Below are 23,499 nucleotides of genomic sequence, written 5' to 3' on the forward strand. Positions count from 1 at the left end.
CTCAGGCCTCCCGCAGCGGCAAAGGCCGGCCGCCGATGACCGTGCCCAGCACGCGCACGTCCTTCAGCTTCTGCGGCGCGACCTCCAGCGGATCGTCCTGCAGCACGCAGAAATCCGCATGCTTGCCGATCTCGATGGAGCCGACCAGGTGATCCAGGTGCAAGGTGTAGGCCGCGCCCAGCGTGACGGCATGCAAGGCCGCTTCCACGCCGATGCGCTCGGATTCGCCCAGCACCTTGCCCGATGATGTCTGGCGGTTCACGGCGCACCAGGCCGTGAACAGCGGCGCCAGCGGCGTGATGGGCGCGTCCGAATGGATGGAGAACGGCACGCCGGCGCGCGCGGCCGAGGCGCAGGCGTCCATGCGCCTGGCGCGGTCGGGCCCCATGGTCAGGGCATGGTGCGCGTCGCCCCAGTAGAAGATGTGGTTGGCGAAGAGATTGGCGCACATGCCCAGGCTGGCCATGCGCCGGAACTGCGCCGCGTCGGCCATCTGGCAGTGCTGCAAGGTGTGGCGGTGATCGCGCCGCGGGCTGCGGCGCAGGGCGCGGTCCACCGCGTCGATCGCAAGCTCGGTGGCTTCGTCGCCATTGGTGTGGATGTGCAGCTGCACGCCTGCGTCGTGGTACGTCTGGACCATGGCGTCCAGCTCGCCCGGCGCGATCACCCAGATGCCGTTGGGCGCGCCGTTGTAATAGCCCGGCCAGCGCAGCCGGGCCGTAAAGCCCTGGATGGAGCCGTCCACCACCAGCTTGACCATGCCCAGATGCAGCTTGTCGTTGTTCAGGCGCCGGGCATCGGCCAGTTTGGCCAGGCAGCGCGCGGGATCGCCCGCGTAGGTCAGCGCGGACGCGGCCGGCACGATGCGCACGGGATAGTCCGGCTCGGCGGTGATGCGGGCCAGCGTCGCCAGGCCCTCGTCGCCCAGCTCGTTGACCAGGTCGGTGGCGGTGGTGACGCCCGCCCACTGCGCCACCTTGCCGAACATGCGCAGGCCCTCTTCCGATACGCCCACGGTGCGGAACGGGCTGCCGATCAGGCGCATGACGGGAAACATGGCGGCGAATTCGCAGAGTTCGCCGCTGGGGCGCCCGTCCTCCATGCGCGTCACGCCTTCGATGTCGGTATCGCGGTCTATGCCGGCGCGCGCCAGCATGGGCGTGTTCACGTTCATCAGGTGCATGCTGGCATGCATGACCACCACGGGCCGCTCGGCGGACACCGCGTCCAGGTCCTGCACGCGCATGCGCGCGCCTTCGAAGAAGATCGGATCGAAGCCCCAGCCTATCAGCGTTTCTCCGGGCGCCAGGGCGCGCTCGGCCTCGCATAGCCGGGCGGCCACCGCGTCGAAGCTTTTCAGGCCTTCCCACAGCCGGCCGTCGGGCCCGCGCCGGTCGTAGTAGCCCACGTACACGAACTTCCACATGCCGCCCTCGGGCAGATGGCAATGCCCTTCCACCAGGCCGGGCATGAGCACCTTGTCGGCATAGCGCTCGTCGATATCGGCAGGCCCCCAGCCCGCCAGGTCTTCCCGGCTGCCCACGCCCAGGATGCGGCCGTCGCGCACCGCCACGTGCGTGGCCCGCGGCTGCATCGGATTCATGGTCAGGATGCTGCGCGCGGCATAGATCGTGGTTCGGGCGCGGGTCTGGGTCATCGGTCTGTCCTTCTATCGGAGGGTGGGATCATCCCTGCAACGGCGACACCAGGACGCCGTCGCGGGATTCGACGAAATGGCAGGCCACGCGGTGGCCCGGCGCGACTTCGCGCAAGCTGGGCTCGCGCGTGGCGCAGAGCGGCTGCGCGGCCGGGCAGCGCCCGGCAAAGCGGCAGCCCGGCGGCGGATCGACCGGACTGGGCGGATCGCCCGCCAGCCGTACGCGGCGCGCGGCCAGCTCGCGCCCGCCCTTTACGGTCGGCACCGCCGACATCAGGGCGACGCTGTAGGGATGCAGCGGACGCGTGAAGAAGGCATTGCGCGAGGCCTGCTCGATGATCTTGCCCAGGTACATGACGGCGATGTCGTCGCAGATGTGCTCCACCACCGCCATGTCGTGCGAAATGAACAGGAATGACTGCCCCTGCTCGCGCTGGATGCGCCGCAGCAGGTTCAGGATCTGCGCGCGGATCGCAATATCCAGGGCGGACACCGGCTCGTCGCAGACGATCAGGTCCGGCGCGCTGGCCAGCGCCCGGGCCACGTTCAGCCGCTGCCGCTGTCCGCCGGAAAACTGATGCGGAAAAAGCTGCCGCTGTTCCGGCCGCAGGCCCACCAGTTCGAACATGCGGGCCACGCGCGCCTCGCGGCCGCCGGGGGGATCGATGCCCATCAGGTCCAGCGGCGAACGCACGATGTCGCCCGCGCGCTGGCGCGGATTGAGCGAGGAATACGGATCCTGGAACACCAGTTGCACGCGACGCCGCATGCGGCGCAAGGCGGAGCCGTTCAGCGCCGTCATGTCCGTGCCGTCGAAGTGGATGGAGCCCGCGGTCGGATCCGCCAGCCTTAACACGGACAAGGCCGTGGTGGTCTTGCCCGAACCCGACTCGCCCACGATCGCCAGGGTGCGGCCGCGTTGCAGCTCGAAGGACACGCCGTCCACGGCCTTCACGACTACCGGCTTGCCGTCGCGGCTGCGCCCGCCGATGGGGAAATGCACGGCAAGATCGCGCACGGACAGCAAGGCGGGGGATTGCGGTGATGTCATCGCGCGGCCTCCGGATACAGCCAACAGGCGACTTCCTGCCCCTCGCCTACACGGGTCAGGGGCGGAAACGCGTCGCGGCAGCGCGCCATGGCCTGCCCGCAACGCTCCATGAAGGGACAGCCCTGGCCGCGCTCCCAGATGGAGGGCACCACGCCGGGAATCTCCGGCAGGTCCGGGCGCACATCGTCGGGCTCGCGGTCCAGTTCGGGCAGACAGGCGATCAGCCCCTGGGTATAGGGATGGCGGGGCTGCGCCAGGATCTCGCGCACGCCGCCCTGCTCGACCACCCGCCCGCCGTACATGACCACGACGCGGTCGGCCATTTCCGACACCGCGCCCATGTCGTGCGTGATCAGCAGCACGGCGGTGCCGCGCCGCGCCTGCTGCTCGCGCAGCAGGTCGAAGATCTGCGCCTGCACCGTTACGTCCAGCGCGGTGGTGGGTTCGTCGGCGATCAGCACGTCGGGGTCGCAGGCCAGCGCGATGGCGATCATCACGCGCTGCCGCATGCCGCCCGACATCTGGTGCGGATAATCGTCCACGCGCCGTTCCGGCAAGGGTATGCCGACCGACTTCAGCATCTCGATGGCGCGTACGCGGGCCTGGCTCTTGTTCAGCCCCTGATGCAGCCGCAGGGGCTCCCCGATCTGGTCGCCAACGGTGTACACCGGGTTCAGCGCCGTCATGGGCTCCTGGAAGATCATGGATATCTTGTTGCCCCGCACCTGGCGCATGGCCTCTTCGTCGCGGCCGGCCAGGTCGTCGCCGCGCAGGCGCACGCAGCCCCCGCCGATGCGGCCCGGCGCGGGAATCAGCCGCATGATGGCCAGCGCGGTCATGCTCTTGCCGCAGCCGGACTCGCCCACCAGGCAGAGGGTCTCGCCGGGGTTCAGCGCGAAGCTGACCGCGCTCAGCACTTCGGCCGCGCGGCCGCGCGCCTGGAACTCCAGGCTCAGGCTATCGACCTCCAGCACCGGGCCGTTCATGCCCGCCCCCGCGAGTTGGGATTGAGCGCATCGTTCAGCCCGTCACCGATCAGGCTGACGGCCAGCACGGTCAGGAAGATGGCGGCGCCCGGCAGGGTCACCGCCCACCACGCGGTCAGGATGTAAGGCCGGTTGCTGCCTATCATCAGGCCCCAGCTCATGATGTTGGGATCGCCCAGCCCCAGGAACGACAGGCCGGCCTCGAACAGGATCGCCGTGCCTATCGCCAGCGTCGCCGACACAATCAGCGGCGCCAGCGCGTTGGGCAGGATCACCCTCCAGATGATGCGCGCGTCGCCCGCGCCTATCACCCTCTCGGCCAGCACGTATTCGCGGCGCTTGAGGCGCAGGAACTCGCCGCGCGCCAGCCGCGCCGTGCCCGGCCAGCTGACCACCCCGATGGCGATGGCGATGGTCGCCAGCGATGGCGAAAACAGCGTCACCAGCACCATGGCGAACAGCAAGGTCGGCAGCACCTGGAAGAATTCGGTGATGCGCATCAGGGTTTCGTCGATCCAGCCGCCGTAGTAGCCCGCCAGCGCGCCCACCGTCAGGCCGATGGCCATGGACAGCACCGCCGCCACCACGCCGACCAGCAGCGTGGCGCGGCCGCCGTAGACCATGCCGGTCAGCACTTCGCGGCCCAGGTAATCGGTGCCCAGCAGCGCGTCCGCGCCCGGCGGCGACATCGGCGCGCCCGCGATCTCGAAGGGGTCCGCCTGCATGATCATGGGCCCGAAAAGCGTCACCGCCAGGATGGCGGCCAGCAGCAGCACGCCGGCCAGCGCCGAGGGATTGCGCGCGAACACCCGCAAGGCCTCGTACGATGGGCGGGCCGGCGGCCGCGCCGCCTGGCCTTGCAAGGCCGCGATGGATGCGGCAGGAGGAGTCTGGCTCATGAGGTCTTGATCCTGGGATCGATCAGGCGGTAGGCCAGATCGGTAAGCTGATTCATCACGACCACCAGCAGCGAGGCGAACAGCAGGATGCCCAGCAGCGTGGGATAGTCACGCCTGAGCACGGAGTCGAACGCCAGCCGGCCCAGTCCGGGCCAGTTGAAGACCGTTTCGACCAGGATCGCGCCGGCCAGCACATTGCCGAACTGCAGGCCCAGCATGGTCACCACCGGCAGCACGCCGTTGCGCAGCGCGTGCTTGTAGAGCACGGTGCGTTCCGGCAGGCCCTTGGCGCGCGCAGTGCGGATGTAGTCGGCCGACAGCGCCTCCATGACGCTGGCGCGCGCCAGCCGGCTGTACTGCGCCAGATAGACGAAGGCCAGGGTGAAGGCCGGCAGCACCAGATGGTGCAGCACGTCCAGCACGCCGGCCCAGCCGTCCTGCGGCCCGCCGGCAGAGCGCATGTCCGACACCGGGAAGATCGGCAGCGCCGAGGCGAACAGGATGATGAGGATGATGCCGGTCCAGAACACCGGCGCGGAATAGCCCACCACCGACAACAGCGTGATGCCTTGCGACAGCGGCCCGTTGGGCTTGCGCGCGGCCAGCGTGCCCAGCAGCGTGCCCACCACGAACGCGCTCAGCACCGAGGTCACCACCAGCAGCAGCGTGGCCGGCACGCGGTCCCAGATCAGCTGCGCCACCGGCACGTTGAAGAAATAGGAATAGCCCAGATCGCCACGCAGCACCTGCATCAGGTAGATGCCCAGCTGCGTCAGAAAGGGTTTATCCAGCCCGTACTGCACGCGCAGCTGCGCCCGCAGTTCTTCGCTGATGCCGCCCATGGAGCCCGCGATGGTCTCGACCGGATCGCCCGGCGAGATGTGGATCAGCAGGAAATTCAGCGTCACCACGGCCAGCAGCAGCACCAGCGCGTAGGCAAGGCGGCGCAAGAGATAGCGCGTCATGGCGGCTCCGCCCTACTGCAGGTAGGTGTCGTCCATGGGCGATATGACGCCCCAGATGCCGTCCGGCAGGCCGTGCACCTTCTTCAGCGACAGAGTGTGGTAGGGAATGACCGTGAGGAAATCGATGGGCACATCGGCCGTGACCAGGCGCTGGAACTCGGCATACAGCGCGCGGCGCTTGTCCACGTCGGTCTCGGTGCCGGCCTGCTCCAGCAGTTGGTCCACCTTGGGGTTGGAATAGGACTGCGTGTTGGTCCAGATGATGTCGCGGATGTTGCTGGACAGGTAGGTGCGGTGCACGCCGATCACCGGATCGCCCCAGTTGAAGACAATGTCCGTGGTCATGTCGAAGTCCTTGCCGGCGATGCGCTTGGCCCAGGTCGGGAAGTCCGGCGAGGCGCGCACCTGCACCGCGATGCCGACCTTCTTCAACTGGCTGCGCAGGTACTCCGCGACGTTCTTGCCCTGCACGTCGGATCCCGGCATGTAGTCCACCGTCAGCGACAGGCGTTCGCCCTTGGCATCCTTCTTGTAGCCCGCCTCTTCCAGCAATTGCTCGGACTTCTTCAGGTCCAGCGGATACTTCACTACCTCCTGCGTGGCAAACGGGCTGGTGCCGATGATGGGACCGTTGGCGGGCGTGGCGAAGCCGGCGTTCAGGGCCTTGGTGATGAAGCCCTTGTCGGTGGCGTAGGCGATGGCCTGCCGCACCCGCACGTCGTTCAAGGGCTTGCGCGCCGTGTTGAAAGCCAGCCAGCTCAAGGCGCCTATGCCTTCATAGCCCTTGCTGGTCATGACGATGGCGGGATTGTCCTTGGCGCGCCGCAGGATGGTGGGCTCGGTCATGAAGGGCAGCACACCGATGTCGCCGCGCTCCAGCCCGATCAGCAGATTGGTGGCGTCGGGATTGATCTTCACCACGATCCGGTCCAGGTAGGGCTTGCCGGGCAGGAAGAACTTGTCGAACTTCTCCAGCACGATCTCCTGGCCTGGCTTGAATTCCTTGAACTTGAACGGGCCGGAGCCAACCACGTCGGCCGAATTGCGCGGATGGCTCTTCAGATCCTGTCCATCGTCGTAGATGTGCTTGGGCAGCACCGGCATCAAGGCCGGCGACAGCGCCAGCAGGATGGCCGGATGCGGCTTGTTCATGCGCAGCACCACCGTGTAGGGATCCGGCGTGTCCACCGCTTCCACGGGCGCGAACATGGTCTGGAAGGGATGGTTCTTCTTGACCGCCATGACGGAGAATGCGACATCAGCCGAGGTCACCGGCTTGCCGTCATGGAATACGGCGTCCTTGCGCAGATGCAGCGTCAGCGACTTGCCGTCTGGCGCCAGCTCCCACGATTGCGCCAGATAGGGCTGCGGCTTCCAATCCGCGTCGTAGCGCAGCAGGCTGGCGAACAGCTGCGTGCTGGGCAAGGCGGTTGCGATGCCCGACTGCACCGCGCCGTTCAGGTGCCGCGGCACTTGCGTCGAACCTATCACCAGCGTGCCGCCGGGCTTGGGCGCGTCCGCGGCCATGGCCCCGCCCGCCAGGGCCAGCGCCGTCAGTATCGTGGTCAGGCATTTTCTTGCGCTGCGCATGTTCTACCCCTTGATGTCTAGTGTCGCGAACCATTCATCGGATGGCCTTGGGGGTAGCGTATCCAGCCTGCCGGTCCAGGCTTAGTACCAAACCGCCGGACTTTTTGGAGCCAGCCTGCCGCAGGGCAGGAATTCAGGCCGCCCGCGCCCGCGCGTACAGCGAAGCCACCGCGCAGCTGTTGACGCGCGCCTGCATGGAATCGGAGCGGCTGGTCAGCAGCACGGGCACGCGCGTGCCCAGCACCAGTCCGGCGGTGCCCGCGCCGGCCAGCCAGGTCAGCTCTTTGTAGAGCATGTTGCCGGCCTCGATATCGGGCACCAGCAGGATGTCGGCGTCTCCCGCCACGCGCGACACGATGCCCTTCTGGTCGGCCGCCTCGCGCGAGATGGCGTTGTCGAAGGCCAGCGGGCCGTCGATATCGCCGCCACGGATCTGCTGGCGGTCCGCCATCTTCGACAGCGCCGCCGCGTCCAGCGTGGCGGGCATGGCAGGATTGACGGACTCGGTGGCGCACAGCACCGCGAGCTTGGGCCGTTCCACGCCCAGCGCGCGCGCCAGATCGATGGCGTTCTGCGCGATGTCGGCCTTTTCTTGCAGGCTGGGCGCGATGTTGACCGCCGCGTCGGTCAGGATGAAGAGCTTGGGGTACGCCGCCACCGCCATCACGAAGGCATGGCTGATGCGCCTGGCGGTGCGCAGGCCCGCGTCGCGCGCCACTACCGCCGACATGAAGTGGTCGGTATGCAGGCTGCCCTTCATCAGCATGCGCACGGCGCCGTCGCGCGCCAGCGCCGCCGCGGCGCGCGCGGCCTGCACCTCGTCGTCGGGCGTGTCGACCACATCCAGCTCGCCTTCGCGCAACCCCAGCTCTGCCATCAGGGCCCGCAGCCTGTCCGCCGGGCCAACCAGCACCGGTTCGATGTAGCCCGCGTCGCGCGCCTGCACGGCCGCGCCCAAGCTGGTCGGACACAGCGGATACGCCACCGCGGTGCGCAAACGTCCGGCCGACAGCGCGGCATTGCGCAGCGGCTCGAACAAGCGATCGCTTTCCATTTCGGTCTGCTCCTGCCGCGGAGTCCGCGGCGCCTGGCGGGAGAATTCCGGCGCGGCGGCCGCCGCGCCGGACGGACGCTACGCGATCAGCGCTTGGCGGGATCGATCGACAGCGGCACCTCGCCCGGTTGGAACGGCTGGTTCACGTACTTCTGGTACTTGTCCAGGAAGCGCACCGGTTGCTTGAGCGCGTCGCGGCGGAACGGGTCGCCCAGTTCCTGGCTGACCATCATCTCCAGCACGGTGGTCTTGCCCTCGGACTGGGCCTTGCAGGCAGCCTGCAAGGCCGCGCCGACCTGATCGGCGTGCTCCACCCGTATGCCTTCCGCGCCCATGGCGCGCGCCAGTTCAGAAAAGTTCGGATTCTGCAGGTTGCTGCCAACGAAGCGGCGGCCGTAGAAGTCCACCTGGTTCTTCTTTTCGGCGCCCCACTGGCCGTTGTGGAACACCACCGCCGTCACGGGTATCTTTTCGCGCACGCAAGTCAGCAGTTCCTGGAAGCTCATGCACCAGGCGCCGTCGCCCACGTAGGCCACGGCCGGCCGGTCGGGCCGGCCGAGCTTGGCGCCGATCAGCGCTGGCAAGGCGTAACCGCAATTGCCGAAGCTCATGGCCGCCAGCATGGAGTTCGGCTCGTCAAAGCGCAGATAGCTGTTGGACACCGAGCAGATATTGCCGATGTCGGTGGACACCATGACATGCTTGGGCATGGCGCGTTCCAGCTCGCGCAGCATGCGCCGCGGATGCATGCGGCCACCGCCGTGCTCGATGATGTCCAGGCTCCAGTCGTCGCGCTCATGCGACCAGCTGTCCAGCTCCTTTTCCCATTCGGTCTTCTGCGCCGCGATCTGTTCGCCGCGCCCGGCCTTGGTAGCCACGCATGCCACCTCGCGCCCTCGCAGCTTGGCGGCCAGCGCCGCGGCGGCAGGCTTGGCGTCGCCGCAGATGCCCACCGATACCGGGCGCACCAGGCCCAGCATGCGGTGGTCGGCGTCCACCTGGATGATGCGCGCGCCCTGCGGCCAGTAGTCCAGCCCGTGCTGCGGCAAGGTGCCGAAGGGTCCCAGGCGCGTGCCCAGCGCCAGCACCACATCGGCCTGCGACAGCAGTTTCATGCCGGCCTTGGCACCCTGGTAGCCCAGCGGGCCGCACCACAGCGGATGGCTGGCCGGGAAGGCGTCGTTGTGCAGATAGCTGGTGACCACCGGCGCGCCCAGCAGCTCGGCCAGGGCCACGCATTCGGCCTGGCCTTCCGAGAACAGCACGCCGCCGCCCGCCACGATGACGGGGAACTTGGCCTGCGCCAGCATCTGCGCCGCCGCTTCCAGGTCTTCTTCCGAGCCCGGGCCGCGGCGGATGCGGCGCGGCTCCGGAATGGCCACGTCGATCTCGCCGTAGAAATAGTCGCGCGGGATGTTCAGCTGCGTCGGGCCGCGTTCGGCCAGCGCATTGTCGAAGGCCTTGGCCGTGAATTCCGCCATGCGGTCGGGCCGGTTCACGTGGGCCTGGTACTTGGTGATGCGCGAGAAAATCGGCAGCTGTTCGGTTTCCTGGAAGCCGCCCAGCCCCATGCCCGCGGTGCCGGTCTCGGGCGTGATCGCCACCACCGGGCTGTGCGCCCAGTACGCCGCCGCCACGCCGGTCACGAAATTGGTGATGCCCGGGCCGTTCTGCGCGATGCACACGCCGTGGCGGCCGGTGACGCGCGAATAGCCGTCGGCCATGTGCGCAGCGCCCTGCTCGTGCACCGTGGGCACGAAGCGGATGCCGGCCGCCGGAAACAGGTCCAGCGCGTCCATGAAGGCCGAGCCGACGATGCCGAATACGTCCTTGACGCCCTGCGCGACCAGCGTTTCCACAAACGCTTCGCTGGGGGTCATGTGTTGCTTGCTGCTCATGGTCTCTCTCCTGGCAGGCCGGCGGTGTCGGATTGCATCTGGGCCGGCATGATCCGATACTGCAGCAGAAACCTGCACGTTCACAGCCCACGGCGTTTCATTTTCTGCAAAATCCGTGCGAGGATGCGCAGCAAGCCGCTGAATCTTCAATTATTGAAAGATGAAAGACGAATCCTCCGCAGCGCTGCGCGCGCTGACCCTGCTGGAACAGGTCGCCCGCTCGGGGCAACCGGTATCGCTGGCCGCGCTGACGGACGCCACCGGCCTGCCCAAGCCGTCGGTGCTGCGCATCCTGTCGCGGCTGGTCGACGCCGGCATGCTGCTGCGCGAACCCGCCGGCAAGAGCTACGTCAGCGGCCCGCGCCTGAGCGCGCTGGCGCGCGACACCCTGCTGAACTCGCCCTTGCGCGGCGAGCGCCACCGCATCCTGGATAGCCTGGTCGACGAGATCGGCGAGACCTGCAACTGCACCATGCTGGACGGCGACGAGGTCATCTACCTGGACCGCGTCGAAACCGCCTGGCCGCTGCGGGTCAACCTGCAATCGGGCTCGCGCGTGCCGCTGCATTGCTCGGCCAGCGGCAAGCTGTTCCTGGCCCACATGCGACGCGAGGCGCGCCAGCGGCTGCTGGCCGCGGCTCCCTTGCCGCGCTACACGCCCAACACGTTGTGCGACGTGGCCGCGCTGGAGCAGGAACTGCGCACCATCAAGAAGGAAGGCGCGAGCTTCGACCGCGAGGAATTCCTGCTGGGCATCGTCTGCATGGCGGTCCCGATCCTGCATGGCACGCGCGCCATCGCCGCGGTCGCCTTGCACGCGCCGGTGGCCCGGTTGTCGATCGACGGCGCGCGCGCCTGGCTGCCGCGCATGCAGGAGGCCGCCCGGGCGCTGGCCGGCACCTACGAATCCGAGACCTAGCGCCGCCCCGCCCCTGTTTCCGCCACCCGGGGCTTCATTCCCGGCCGTGGTATTCCCGGCTCTTGTTTCCGGGCTCATCGGCCGCAGGCATTACACTCTTGGGCGTATGCGGTTCGCTCAACCGCCCCTTTCTTTTGCCGCCGGGGCTTCCCCAGGCAGAAAGCGACTCTCTCCTATCGTGACCGACACTTCCTTTACCTCCCTGCCCCTGCTGCCCGCCCTGCTCGACAATCTGAAGAGCCTGGGATTCGAGCAGATGACGCCCATCCAGGCCCAAAGCCTGCCGCTGATCCTGGAAGGCCGCGACCTCATCGCGCAAGCCAAGACCGGCAGCGGCAAGACCGCGGCCTTCGGCCTGGGCGTGTTGCAGAAGCTCGATCCCACGCGCCTGGCGCCGCAGGCGCTGCTGGTGTGCCCCACGCGCGAACTGGCCGACCAGGTTGCCCAGGAGCTGCGCCGCCTGGCCCGCCAGATCGGCAACGTCAAGATACTGACCCTTTGCGGCGGCGCCGCCGCCCGTCCGCAGGCCGAATCGCTGGCGCGCGGCGCGCACCTGGTGGTGGGCACGCCGGGCCGCATCCAGGACCACCTGGAACGCGGCAGCCTGGACCTGTCGGGCCTGAACACCCTGGTGCTGGACGAGGCCGACCGCATGGTCGACATGGGCTTCTATGACGATATCGTGGCCATCGCCTCGCATTGCCCGAGCAAGCGCCAGACCCTGCTGTTCTCGGCCACCTATCCCGACAACATCCGCAAGCTCAGCGCCCGTTTCCTGCGCAATCCCGCCGAGGTCAAGGTCGAGGCGCAGCATGACGCCAGCCGCATCGAGCAGATCTTCTACGAAATCGACGAAAAGGACCGGCTCGACGCGGTGACCCGCCTGCTGGCGCACTTCCGCCCGGAATCCACGCTGGCTTTCTGCAACACCAAGATCCGCAGCCACGACCTGGTCGAACGGCTGCAGGCCGAGGGCATCAGCGCCCAGGCGCTCAACGGCGACCTGGAACAGCGTGAACGCGACGAGATCCTGATCCAATTCGCCAACCGCAGCTGCGCCGTGCTGGTGGCCACCGACGTGGCCGCGCGCGGCCTGGACATCCAGAACCTCAGCGCCGTCATCAACGTCGACGTGACCAAGGACACCGAGGTCCATGTGCACCGCATCGGCCGCAGCGGCCGCGGCGACCAGAAGGGCCTGGCGCTCAGTCTGTGCTCGCCCGAGGAAATGCGCTGGGCCAACCTGATCGAGCAGTACCAGGGCACGCCGCTGGTGTGGAACGACATCAAGACGCTGCGGCCCAAGGCGGACCGGCCGCTGCGCGCGCCCATGATCACTTTGTGCATCCAGGGCGGCAAGAAGGACAAGCTGCGTCCGGGCGACCTGCTGGGCGCGCTGACCGGCGACGGCGGCCTGACCTTCGAGCAGGTCGGCAAGATCAATATCACCGAGTTCAACTCCTACGTGGCGCTGGACCGCCAGATCGCCAAGCAGGCGTTCTCGCGCCTGTCCAACAGCAACATCAAGGGCCGGCGCTTCCGCATGCGCTATCTGGAAGAGTTCTGAGTATCGGCGGGCGACAAAAACTTGATGATTTTGCTCGGGTTTTGCAATAATGGCGCGGCCTGCCCTGGCGGCCGCCCAGTCCGCGATCACCGGGGCGCGGAACCAAAGGCTCGCAACCTGTTCCAACGGCCGCGGTCCCCTTTCAACCAATAGATGAGAAACTCACCATGATCAAATCCGACGACACCGGCAAGCTGATCCTGCGCCTGACCCTCGGTATTCTGATTCTGCTGCATGGCCTGTTCAAACTGACCGGCGGCGGCGTCGGCGGCATCAGCGGGATGCTGTCCTCGCACGGCCTGCCGGGCTTCCTCGCGTACGGCGCCTACGTCGGCGAAATCCTCGCCCCCGTCCTGCTCATCGTCGGCATCTACACCCGCCTGGGCGGTTTGCTGATCGCCATCAACATGCTAGTCGCCATCCTGCTGGCCCACTCCGGCCAAATCAGCAGCATGACCAACAACGGCGGCTGGGCGCTGGAACTGCAAGGCATGTTCCTGTTCACCGGCCTGGCCATCGCCTTCATGGGCGCGGGCCGCTTCAGCCTCGCCGGCAACGGCGGCCGCTGGAACTGACAGCCGTAACACGGCGCTACGCGGTATCAGGGGGTCGCCGAGGCGGCCCCCTTTCATTTGCGCGGACATTGATACGAACGACATCGACGGTCACGCAGGCGCAAACATCCGTCACCGGAAAGCTGTTTCGGAACGATTACAGTCCAGAACCCTGGGGACTGGCCTATGGCCTAATCCTGACGAGCGCAAAAAAGGCGTGAACCACGCCCGGCGCTCGGCAGGAGCCGCAAAATGAAGAAGAGTCTGTTGCTGATGTTGGCCATGGCCAGCGCCTTGACCGGATGCGTGGTCGTGCCCGCAAGGCCGGCGTACTACCGGCCGGCGCCGGTGTATTACACGCCGCATTACTACTACCCGGCGTACCCGGCCCCCCATTATTACTATCGTGGCTATTGATCCGCGCGCCAGTTGCGCAAAGGAAAAACCATGAATACCTACTCCCGGATCCTCCATCCGCGCCCCTGGGTCGCGGCTGTCCTGCTGGCCGCCTGTGCCGGCGCCGCGGCGCAGACCTACGCGCCGCCGCCCGCGCCCGCCGCCCCCGTCTATGACGATGGCGATCCCGCCAACGCCAACCTGGCCCTGGTGGATCGCAGTCCCGAACCGCCTCCGGCACTGCCCGTCTATGTGCAGCCGGCCGCGCCGGCGGACGGCTATATGTGGGTGCCCGGCTACTGGAGCCGCAACCGCTACGGCTTCTTCTGGGTGCCCGGCGCGTGGGTGCTGGCGCCCTATCCCGGCGCCCTCTGGACGCCCGGCTACTGGGGCTTTGTGAACGGCCTATACCTGTGGAACGCCGGCTACTGGGGGCCCCATGTGGGCTTCTACGGCGGCATCAACTACGGCTTCGGTTATACGGGCCTGGGCTATGTGGGCGGCTACTGGAAGCGAGACCGCTTTTACTACAACCGCTCCGTCACGAACGTGAACATCACGCACGTGACCAACGTCTACAACCGCAACGTGGTGGTAAACAACGTGGACAACCGCCGCGTCAGCTACCACGGTGGCCCGTCCGGCATCCGGCGCGACGCGGACCCGCGCGAACTCGCCGCGCGCAAGGAACGCCACGCGCCGCAGACCGACATACAGCGCGGCTATGCGCGCGACGCCGGCAATAACCGGGCTCAGTTCTACGATCACAACAAGGGCCGGCCGCCCCAAACCTACGTGGACCATCAATCCAATGGCCGGCCGCCTGAAGGCCAGCGTCCGGGCAATGGACGCGACGGACGCGACCGCACCCAGGATGGCGACGGGCGGGACAACCGCGACGGCGGAAACCGGAACGACGCGAATCGCGGCGACACGCAGCGCGGACGCGATATGCCTGCCGGACAGCAAGGCCGCTCCCAGCAACCGCAGGGGCAGCAGGTGCGCGAGCAACCGCAACGCGATCAACAAGCCCAGCAGCCGGCACGGCAGCAACAGCAGCGCGACCAGCAGGCCCAGCAGCAAGCGCGTCAGCAACAGCAGCGTGACCAGCAAGCGCAACAACAGGATCGCCAGCAGCAGCAACGCGACCAGCAGGTGCAGCAACAGGCGCGTCAGCAACAGCAGCGCGACCAGCAGGCGCAACAACAGGCGCGTCAGCAACAGCAGCGCGACCAGCAGGCTCAGCAACAGGCGCGTCAGCAACAGCAGCGCGACCAGCAGGCGCAACAACAGGCGCGTCAGCAACAGCAGCGCGACCAGCAGGTGCAGCAACAGGCGCGTCAGCAACAACAGCGCGACCAGCAGGTGCAGCAACAGGCGCGTCAGCAACAACAGCGTGACCAGCAGGTGCAGCAACAGGCGCGTCAGCAACAACAGCGCGACCAGCAGGTGCAGCAACAGGCGCGTCAGCAACAACAGCGCGATCAACCACGCGGAGACGGCAACGGCAACGGCAATGGCAATGGCCGCGGCGGCTCCGGACGCGATTAGGACGGGCAACGCCGTCGCACCGCTGACTGGACCCTCGCTTCCCGCGCGGCTACAGTAGATCCGTTGCCGCGCGGCCCCTGAGATTCCTGGAGATACCGATGAAGCGCATTGCCCCCTGGTTACTGCTCTGCGGCCTGCTGGCCGGCCCGTCGGCCCAGGCCGCGCTGGACGTGGGCGCCCCGGCGCCGGACTTCAGCACCCAGGCCTCGCTGGGCGGCAAGGTCTACACGTTCACGCTGAACGAGGCGCTCAAGCAAGGCCCGGTGGTGCTGTACTTCTTTCCCGCCGCGTTCACCCAGGGCTGCACGATAGAAGCCCACAACTTCGCCGAAGCCACCGACGAGTACAAGTCCCTGGGCGCCACCGTCATCGGCGTGTCGACCGACAACATCGACACCTTGAACAAATTCTCGGTCAGCGAGTGCCGCGGCAAGTTCGCCGTGGCGGCCGACGGCGACGGCAAAATCATGAAAGCCTACGACGCCGTCCACGACAAGCGTCCCGAATACGCGCAACGCGTTTCCTACGTGATCTCGCCGCAAGGCAAGATCCTGTATGAATACACGGACATGAATCCGGATTCCCACGTGGCCAACACCATGCGCGCGCTGCGCGACTGGAAGGCCAGGCAGTAGACGACGCCGGCAAGCAGCGCGCCGCCAAGGCATACGCTGGGACCAGCCTGGCCAGATCCTCCGCGACTGTCTTGGCCGTCATGGCGGCGGCGGGTTGATGGTGTTTGACTCGAATTTCACGCGGACGGTCTTGCCCGGATCTGCCGCCACTGTCCTGGCGGACAGCACCGCAGTGCCGGGGGAAGAAGGCGCGCGCAGTTCAACCTTGGCCACACCGCTAGCGTTGGTGCTGCTGGTGGCCGCGGCCAGGGCGCCGCGGTCGGTCTTCCAGTTGACGACGATGCCCTCATCCTCCAGATTGCCGTTGACATCCTTCACGGTCGCTGTGAGGGTCAGGGTATCAGTCCCGTCGGCCCGCCCGGAGGTCTTGCTGGCGGTGAGGGAGGTAACCCGGGGGGATGACGGGTCGGCCATCAGCGTCACGCGGACGGTCGCACCCGCATCTCCCGCCCCGACCTTGGCGGTCACCGAGGCCGGGCCGGCAGCGGTCCCTGCCGTCAGCACGGCCGTGGCCGCGCCGCTGGCGTTGGTTTTGCTGGTAGCGCCATCCAGGGTGCCGAGGTCGGTACTCCAATTGACGGTGTGGCCCTCGCCCCCAGGATTGCCGTTGCCGTCCACCACCATCGCCGTGAAGATCACGGAGTCGCGGCCGTTGGCCACGACGCGGGTCTTGCTGGCGGAAGAACTGCCGACGCGATGAGAGGATGCGCCGTTTTTGAAAGTCACCACGGCGAAATTGTTGTTCTGATCATTGGCTCCTGCCTTGGCGCTCACCAACACCTCGCCCGCCACAGTCGGCGCGGTCAGCACGATGTTGGCTACGCCAGCGGCATTGGTCATGCTCGTGGGCGCGGCCAAGGTACCTCCCGTCGTCGTCCAGTGCACGGTGACGCCGGCCCCCACCGGATCGTTGAACTGGTTCCGCACGGCGGCCGTGAAGGTAACGGTGCCGCTGCCGTCGGCCACGCCCGTGCTCTGGCTGGCATTCAAGGTGGTGACGTAGTCCCGGGACGAGTCCGCCACGTAGTTCATGGCAAGGGTCTTGCCCGGATCGTCGGCTACGGCATGGGCCTTCACCAAGACTGTGCCGGCCGAGTAATACGTTACGGTGTTGGTAGCCGTGCTGTCCTGAGAAGTCCTGCTGGTAGCCAGATCCAAAGTAGCGGAGTCGCTGCTCCAAGTGATGGTGACGCCCGCGCCGACAGGATTGCCATAGGCATCCTGCACGGTCGCTCTTACGTTGACCCCAACGCCAGCTGGAAAGGTGGTGCTGGTGGTGCGCATGGGAACGAACGAAACCACGCGGGCGGTGGACAGGTCGGCCGTGAAGGTGGCGGAGACCGTCTTGCCGGCATCCCCGCTTGCCGCCTTGGCAACGATGGTCGCCATCCCTGCGGCGGTCGGCGCGGTCAGCACGACCGAGGTTTCGCTCTTGCCATTGGTGACGCTGGTGGCGGCGAGCGTGCCCTGGCTGGCACTCCAGTTGACGGTGACGCCCGCGCCCACCGGATTGCCCCGCGCATCTGCCACCAAGGCCGTGAGAATCAGGGTGTCGCTGCCGTTGGCCAGGGCCTTGCTTCTGTTGGCGGCGAGAGTCGCGACCCGCGCGGAAAGCGGGTCCGCCGTCAAGGTCACGCGGACGGTCCTGCCCGGATCGCCGGCCCCCGCCTTGGCCGTCACCGAGGCCAGCCCCGCGACGGGCCCCCTCAGCACGGCGGTCGCCTCGCCATTGCCGTTGGTGGTGCTGGCGGACGTGTCCAAGGTGCCAAGATCGGTGCCCCAGTTGACCACGTGGCCCGCGCCTCCCAGGTTGCCGTTGCCATCCAGCACCACGGCGGTGAAGGTCGCGGTGTCGCGGTCATCGGCCAGGATGCTGGTCTTGCTGGCGGAGAAGTTGCCCACGCGGGGGGAAGAGCCACCGCCCGTAAAGTTCAAAGTGACGGTCTTGCCGGGATCCTTGGTTGATTTTGCCGCCATGGCCGTTACCGACACAGCGCCTGCCTTGTCCGGCGCCGTCAGCACGATCACCGCTTCGCTGTTCGCCCCGGTAGTGCTGGTGGGCGCGGCCAACGTTCCTCCCGTCGTTGTCCAATTGACCGTGATGCCGGCGCCTACTCGGTCCCCCCACCAGTCGCGGACGTCAGCCCTCAAGGTCACCACGTCCTTGCCGTCTGCCATCCCGACATCCTTGCTGCTGAGCACCTTGAGAACGGCGTCCTTGGACCCATCCCGCTGGAATGTCAAGATGATGCTTTTGCCCGGATCCGCCGTCCCTACCACCCGTGCCGTCACCGTGGCGACGCCAGCCTTATCCCTCACTGGATTCAGGGAGGACGAGCACTTGCCGCCAAAGGCCGTCTCCCTCTCAACCCAGGCCATCGATCCGAAATCGGTGCTCCAGTTGACCTTGACGCCCTCACCCACTGGATTGCCGTTGGCGTCGTGCACAGCGGCAATTAAGGGAGGCTGATAGCCGATGACGTGGACGGTGCCCATGGGGGAAACGACTTCGACAACGCGAGCGGTGGAGTGGTCGGCCAGGAACGTGATGTCCACGGTCCTGCCATCTCCTGCGGAGCCCTTGGCCCTGACGGTCACCAGGCCCGCCTTGGTTGAAGTGGTCAGCACGACGGTGGCACGGCTGTTGGCGTCGGTGACACTGACCGCGTTGGCAAGAGTGCCGTTGTTGGTGGTCCAGTGGATGTCGATGCCCGCCCCCACGGGCTTGCCCCTGAAATCTTGCACGTTGGCCGTGTAGGTCACGGTGTCCACGCCGTTGGCGACGGCGGTCTTCTTGCTGGGTTCGATCGAGTAGACATAGCCGTCGATAACGTTGGCCGCGAAGGTGACGGAAGCGCTCTTGCCTGCGTCGCCGCTCGCGGCCTTGGCGGTCACGACCGTCACAGCCGCCGCGGTCGGCGCGGTCAGCACAACCGTGGCCTGGCTGCTGGCGTTGGTCGTGCTGGTCACGCCCGCGAGGGTGCCCAGGCTGGCGCCCCAGCTGACGGCGACGCTCGCGCCCACCGGGTTGCCCCCCGCGTCCGCGACCGTGGCCGTGAACGTCACGGTATCCCAGCCGTTGGCCACGCCGGCGGTCTTGCTGGGCGTGAGCGCGACCACGCGGGCGGTGGACGCGTCGGCCGTGAAGGAGACGGAGGTGGTCTGGCCGGCGTCGCCGCCAGCCGCCTTGGCCACGATGGCCGCCACGCCAGCGGAAGTCGGCGCGGTCAGCACGACCGAGGTTTCGCTCTTGCCATTGGTGACGCTGGTGGCTGCGATCGTGCCCAAGCTGGCGCTCCAGTTGACGGTGACGCCCGCGCCCACCGGATTGCCCTGCGCATCGGCCACCGAGGCCATGAGGGTCACGGTATCCGTGCCGTTGGCCAAGCCGACGGGCTTGCTCGGACTGAGTTCGAGGACGTGTGCGCTGGACGCGTCGGCGGTGAAGGCAACGGAGACGGTCTTGCCCGCATCTGCGCTTGCTCCCTTGGCGGTGACCTTGGCGGCGCCGACAGCCGTCGGCGCGGTCAGCACGATTGTTGCCTGGCTGCTGGCGTTGGTCGCGCTGGTCGCCCCCGCGAGGGTGCCCAGGCTGGCGCTCCAGCTGACGGCGACGCCCGCGCCCACCGGATTGCCCGCCGCGTCCGCGACCGTGGCCATGAACGTCACGGTATCCCTGCCGTCGGCCACGCCGGCGGTCTTGCTGGGCGTGAGCGCAATCACGCGGGCGGTGGACGCGTCCGCCGTGAAGGTGACGGAGACGGTCTTGCCGGCATCCCCGCCAGCCGCCTTGGCAACGATGGCCGCCACGCCGGCCGCGGTCGGCGCGGTCAGCACGACCGAGGTTTCGCTCTTGCCATTGGTGACGCTGGTGGCGGCAAGCGTGCCCAGGCTGGCGCTCCAATTGACGGTGACGCCCGCGCCCACCGGATTGCCCTGCGCATCGGCCACCGAGGCCATGAGGGTCACGGTATCCGTGCCGTTGGCCAGGCCGACGGGCTTGCTCGGGCCGAGTTCGATGACGTGCGCGCTGGATGCGTCGGCGGTAAAGACAACAGAGGCGGCCTTGCCCGCGTCTCCGCTTGCTCCCTTGGCGGTGACCTTGGCCGCGCCGACAGCCGTCGGCGCGGTCAGCACAATCGTGGCCTGGCTGCTGGCGTTGGTCGCGCTGGTCGCGCCCGCGAGGGTGCCCATGGTGGAGCCCCAGTTGACCGCAACGCCCGCGCCCACCGGATTGCCCGCCGCGTCCGCGACCGTGGCCATGAACGTCACGGTATCCCTGCCGTCGGCCACGCCGGCGGTCTTGCTGGGCGTGAGCGCAATCACGCGGGCGCTGGACGCGTCGGCCGAGAAGGTGACGGAGGCGGTCTTGCCGGCATCCCCGCCAGCCGCCTTGGCAACGATGGCCGCCACGCCGGCCGCGGTCGGCGCGGTCAGCACGACCGAGGTTTCGCTCTTGCCATTGGTGACGCTGGTGGCGGCGATCGCGCCCAGGCTGGCGCTCCAGTTGACGGCGACGCCGGCGCCCACCGGATTGCCCTGCGCATCCGCCACCAAGGCCTTGAGGGTCACCGTATCCGTGCCGTTGGCCAGGCCGACGGGCTTGCTCGGACTGAGTTCGACGACATGGGCGCTGGAGGAGTCAGCGGTGAAGGCGATGGCGGCGGTCTTGCCAGGATCGCTGCCCAAGCCCCTCCCCTGGCGGACAGGCGCGCACTTGGCGGTGACGGTCGCCGGACCGATCATGGTCGGCGCAGTCAGCACGGCCGTGGCCTGGCTGCTGGCGTTGGTGACGCTGGCGGCGGCAATGGTGCCCCGGTCAGTGGTCCAATTGACGGCGACGCCCGCCCCCACCGGATTGCCGCGGCCATCGTCGACCGTGGCGGTGAGCGTGACAGTGTCGGCGCCATTGGCCAAGCCGCTGGTCTTGCTCGGCGTAAGCTGGGCCACGCGCGCCATCAGTACGTTGGCCGCGAAAACGACAGAGGCAGTCTTGCCAGCATCGCCCTCCGCGGCCTTGGCAGTAATGGTCGCCATGCCGGGGACGAGCGGGGCGGTCAGCATGACCATTGCCTGACTGCTGGCGTTGGTGATGCTGGTGGATGCGATGACGCCCAGATTGGCGCTCCAGTTAACGGTGATGCCGGCGCCCAGCGGATTGCCACGGCCATCTTCAACCGTGGCCGTGAAGACCACGGTTGCCGTGCCATTGGCCACGCCGCTGGCCTCGCTGGGCGTAAGCAGGACCACGCGGGCGCTTGAGGCATCCGCCCCGAACGCAATCGCAGCGGTTTTGCCGGCGTCGCCGCTTGCGCTCCTGGCGCTGACAGTCGCCACGCCCGCCGCAGTGGGCGCCGTCAGCACGATCGTGGCCTGGCTGTTCGCGTCGGTGCTGCCGGAGGCGGCGCCCAGCGTGCCGAGGCTGGCTCCCCAATGGACGGCGATACCGGCGCCCACCGGATTGCCCCGGCCATCGGCGACGGTGGCCGTGAAAGTCACGGTGTCGATACCGTTGGCCAGGGCGCTGGTCTTGCTGGGCGTGAGCAGCACGACCTTCGCGTCGGATGCGTCGAGCAGGAAATCCACGGACCTGGTCTTCCCTGGGTCCTCGGCTCCTGCCTTGGCGGTAATGACCGCAGTGCCGGGAGCGGTGGCCGCCAGCAGTTCCGCCACCGCCATGCCGCTCGCATCGGTATTGCTGCTATTGCTGGAAAGCTGGCCGCCGGTGGCCGTCCAGTTCACCGCCACACCCGCGCCTACGGCGTTGCCCTTGCCGTCCTTGACTGTCGCCTTCAGCACGGCCTTGTCCCGGCCATTGGCAAGGATGGACGCCGGGGTCGCATCGAGCTGCGCGACATTCGCCGAAGCGGGCGCTGCAAGGAACTCGGCTTCGCTCCTGCCCTTGAAACCCTGGGCTTCCGTCGCCTCGACTTCGACCATGGCGGCGACCGTGCTGCTGACCATGACGAACGCCTGTCCGTCCGCATCGGTCCGGTCCGAAGATTCCTTGATGGCGCCGGGCCCGCGCAAGGCCCATGCAATGGCGCGCCCGGCCATGGGTTCGGCCTCGACGCCGCGGACCTGGGCCGTAAACCTGACGCTGTCGATGCCGTCGGCCATGGCGGCGGCTTTCGAGCGCGCGACGCTGAGGCTGAGCGGGTTGACACTCACCTCCATGATGTTCGAACTGATTTTCCGTCCATGCGCATCGATGGCCGTTGCGGTCAGGCGATAAGTGTTGACGCCGCCGATGTTGTAGGCAGGCAGCGTTATCGCCCCCGACCCGCCGCCATACCGCGCGGCAAAAGCCGCTGCAGAGCCGGACCATTCGATCGCGGGCGCCGCGCCCGCACCCACGATGGTCACCGGAAAGCTGAGCACCGCCTGCGGATAGCCGCTGACGGCCGACGGCAGCTGGATCGTCATTGGGGCGTTTTTCTTGTATTCCAGGACGATTTCGTTATTGCGCTCGACCAGGTCCATGCGCATGCCGGCCAGTTGGCGGCTGCTCGCGACGCTACCCGGCTCCAGTTGCTTGGCCAAGGGCACGCCGATGGCGTATTTCACGCCCAGCTTGAAGCTCGTGTCGGACTTTCCGCCCTGCCCCATGCGATGGTCCAGGCCCAGGGTGACGACTGGCGCCGGCGTGTAGGAAACGCCCAGGGTCCAGGCGCTGGGATTCCTTTGCCGGTTGCTGGCGCCGAACAGCCCGACCTCATCGCCGTAGTATTTCTCGAACATCAGCTTGCCGCCCAACTGCGGATACTGGGGCAGATACCCTTCGGTCCGAATGTCCCAGCCGCTGGCCGGACGTTCCTGGTAGTCCCGCGCATCAGGCGAGCGCTTCCAGTCGCTAAGCCGGAAATAGCCGTTCATGCTGAGTTTCAGATAGTCCGCCCACCATTCGCCGCCCAGGCCCAGCCGGCGATGGCCGCGCGACACATCCTGGTCCAGGAAGGCGTTGCCGCCGACCATGTAGCCGTCGGCGAAATGGCGGTATCCCAGCCCGAGGTTGACCGTGGTCCGATAGGATTCCTGCAGCAGGTTGGTCCGCCGCGCGCCGAGCTGGGAAAAAAGCAGGCCCGTCCCGGAATCGCGTACCGGAAACAGCATGTCCAGGGCTCCGCCATGGAAGCTGCCCAGCAGGTCCAGCCTGGCGGTGCCGAACTGGCCCAGCCAGCCTTCCGCCAACCGCTTCGCTTCGCCGGTGGCCTTGCCGCCGGCCATGGCCCTGGCGTCGCCGCTGGCCATTTGATCGGGATTGGCAGGCAAGGGGCGCCCTTCCAGATCAGGCGCCGGATCCATGCCCCCAGGGATCGCGGGGCGCGCCGCCACCGCTTCCTGAGTGCGCCCCCCTTCCAGAACCGCGACGGTAGCGGATGCGGCATGAACGTCGGCGGCGGCGGACGGCTTGCGGTGTTCACCAGCCAGCGGCGCCGCGCACCCCTGGAACAGCAGGAAAACCGAAAGCGCCATACACAACATCTTTCTGGCTTGGCGCGCGGCCGATCTCCGCCAAGCGAATGACTTGGGTGGCTTCAGCATCGTCATGACCTTGTCTCAAAGGAATCCGCGGACGGGTGGTGCGCCGGCCAGGCACAGCCGCCAAGCTACTGAACTGCGGCATGGGCGGTTCCGTTCTGGGTCATATCCAGGACGAAATCCCACTCGCGCTCCAAGCCTTCACGCCCAGGGATTCGTGTTGTTACTTACAAATGACAAAATATGACAATATGCTATTTATATGACTGTTGATTTCAATATGTAATTTATTGAT

General features: G+C 67.4%; 15 protein-coding genes. 6 read left to right on the forward strand and 9 right to left on the reverse strand.

Annotated features, from left to right (window positions below):
* Position 1: 1 nt before the first annotated feature.
* The 8 genes from FOC84_RS31345 to xsc all read right to left on the reverse strand — a co-directional run bounded on the left by FOC84_RS31345 (position 2) and on the right by xsc (position 10,100).
* Entirely contained in the window at positions 2-1,657 is a 1,656-nt protein-coding gene (locus FOC84_RS31345) for an amidohydrolase (RefSeq protein ID WP_173149228.1), read from the reverse strand.
* Between the two features lie 28 nt (positions 1,658-1,685).
* Entirely contained in the window at positions 1,686-2,708 is a 1,023-nt protein-coding gene (locus tag FOC84_RS31350; protein ID WP_173149230.1) for an ABC transporter ATP-binding protein, read from the reverse strand.
* Positions 2,705-3,694 carry an ABC transporter ATP-binding protein gene (locus tag FOC84_RS31355; protein WP_173149232.1) on the reverse strand — a complete coding sequence of 330 codons (990 nt, stop codon included), beginning with the start codon at positions 3,692-3,694 and terminating at the stop codon, positions 2,705-2,707. The genes FOC84_RS31350 and FOC84_RS31355 overlap by 4 nt, the downstream gene beginning before the upstream one ends.
* Positions 3,691-4,593, reverse strand: a complete 903-nt coding sequence (locus FOC84_RS31360) for an ABC transporter permease (RefSeq protein ID WP_173149234.1) — start codon at positions 4,591-4,593, stop codon at positions 3,691-3,693. Before FOC84_RS31360 ends, FOC84_RS31355 begins: the two co-directional genes overlap by 4 nt.
* Positions 4,590-5,558, reverse strand: coding sequence for an ABC transporter permease (locus FOC84_RS31365; RefSeq protein ID WP_173149235.1), 969 nt, complete (start codon positions 5,556-5,558; stop codon positions 4,590-4,592). The genes FOC84_RS31360 and FOC84_RS31365 overlap by 4 nt, the downstream gene beginning before the upstream one ends.
* Positions 5,559-5,570: 12 nt before the next feature.
* Entirely contained in the window at positions 5,571-7,148 is a 1,578-nt protein-coding gene (locus FOC84_RS31370; protein ID WP_173149237.1) for an ABC transporter substrate-binding protein, read from the reverse strand.
* A 133-nt stretch (positions 7,149-7,281) separates the two neighbouring features.
* The gene (locus FOC84_RS31375) at positions 7,282-8,202 is read right to left on the reverse strand and encodes a bifunctional enoyl-CoA hydratase/phosphate acetyltransferase (RefSeq protein WP_173149239.1); all 921 of its coding nucleotides are present in this window, start codon (positions 8,200-8,202) and stop codon (positions 7,282-7,284) included.
* A gap of 86 nt (positions 8,203-8,288) precedes the next feature.
* Entirely contained in the window at positions 8,289-10,100 is a 1,812-nt protein-coding gene (gene xsc / locus FOC84_RS31380) for a sulfoacetaldehyde acetyltransferase (protein WP_173149241.1), read from the reverse strand.
* A 160-nt stretch (positions 10,101-10,260) separates the two neighbouring features.
* Between xsc and FOC84_RS31385 the strand changes: the two genes are divergently transcribed.
* The 6 genes from FOC84_RS31385 (at position 10,261) to FOC84_RS31410 (ending at position 15,722) form a co-directional block, all read left to right on the forward strand.
* Positions 10,261-11,019 carry an IclR family transcriptional regulator gene (locus tag FOC84_RS31385; RefSeq protein WP_173149243.1) on the forward strand — a complete coding sequence of 253 codons (759 nt, stop codon included), beginning with the start codon at positions 10,261-10,263 and terminating at the stop codon, positions 11,017-11,019.
* A gap of 178 nt (positions 11,020-11,197) precedes the next feature.
* Positions 11,198-12,586, forward strand: a complete 1,389-nt coding sequence (dbpA, locus tag FOC84_RS31390; protein WP_173149245.1) for an ATP-dependent RNA helicase DbpA — start codon at positions 11,198-11,200, stop codon at positions 12,584-12,586.
* Positions 12,587-12,753: 167 nt separating this feature from the next.
* Entirely contained in the window at positions 12,754-13,161 is a 408-nt protein-coding gene (locus FOC84_RS31395; protein WP_173149247.1) for a DoxX family protein, read from the forward strand.
* A gap of 231 nt (positions 13,162-13,392) precedes the next feature.
* The gene (locus tag FOC84_RS31400) at positions 13,393-13,557 is read left to right on the forward strand and encodes a hypothetical protein (protein ID WP_164794580.1); all 165 of its coding nucleotides are present in this window, start codon (positions 13,393-13,395) and stop codon (positions 13,555-13,557) included.
* 30 nt (positions 13,558-13,587) lie between these two features.
* Positions 13,588-15,087 carry an adenylate cyclase gene (locus tag FOC84_RS31405; protein ID WP_173149249.1) on the forward strand — a complete coding sequence of 500 codons (1,500 nt, stop codon included), beginning with the start codon at positions 13,588-13,590 and terminating at the stop codon, positions 15,085-15,087.
* A gap of 98 nt (positions 15,088-15,185) precedes the next feature.
* Entirely contained in the window at positions 15,186-15,722 is a 537-nt protein-coding gene (locus FOC84_RS31410) for a peroxiredoxin (RefSeq protein WP_173149251.1), read from the forward strand.
* Between the two features lie 78 nt (positions 15,723-15,800).
* Here FOC84_RS31410 and FOC84_RS31415 read toward each other — a convergent pair whose 3' ends face one another.
* On the reverse strand, positions 15,801-23,198 hold the full coding sequence (locus FOC84_RS31415; RefSeq protein ID WP_173149253.1) for an Ig-like domain-containing protein: 7,398 nt from the start codon (positions 23,196-23,198) through the stop codon (positions 15,801-15,803).
* Positions 23,199-23,499 lie beyond the last annotated feature (301 nt).

Source organism: Achromobacter pestifer (assembly GCF_013267355.1).
GTDB lineage: Bacteria > Pseudomonadota > Gammaproteobacteria > Burkholderiales > Burkholderiaceae_B > Achromobacter > Achromobacter pestifer_A.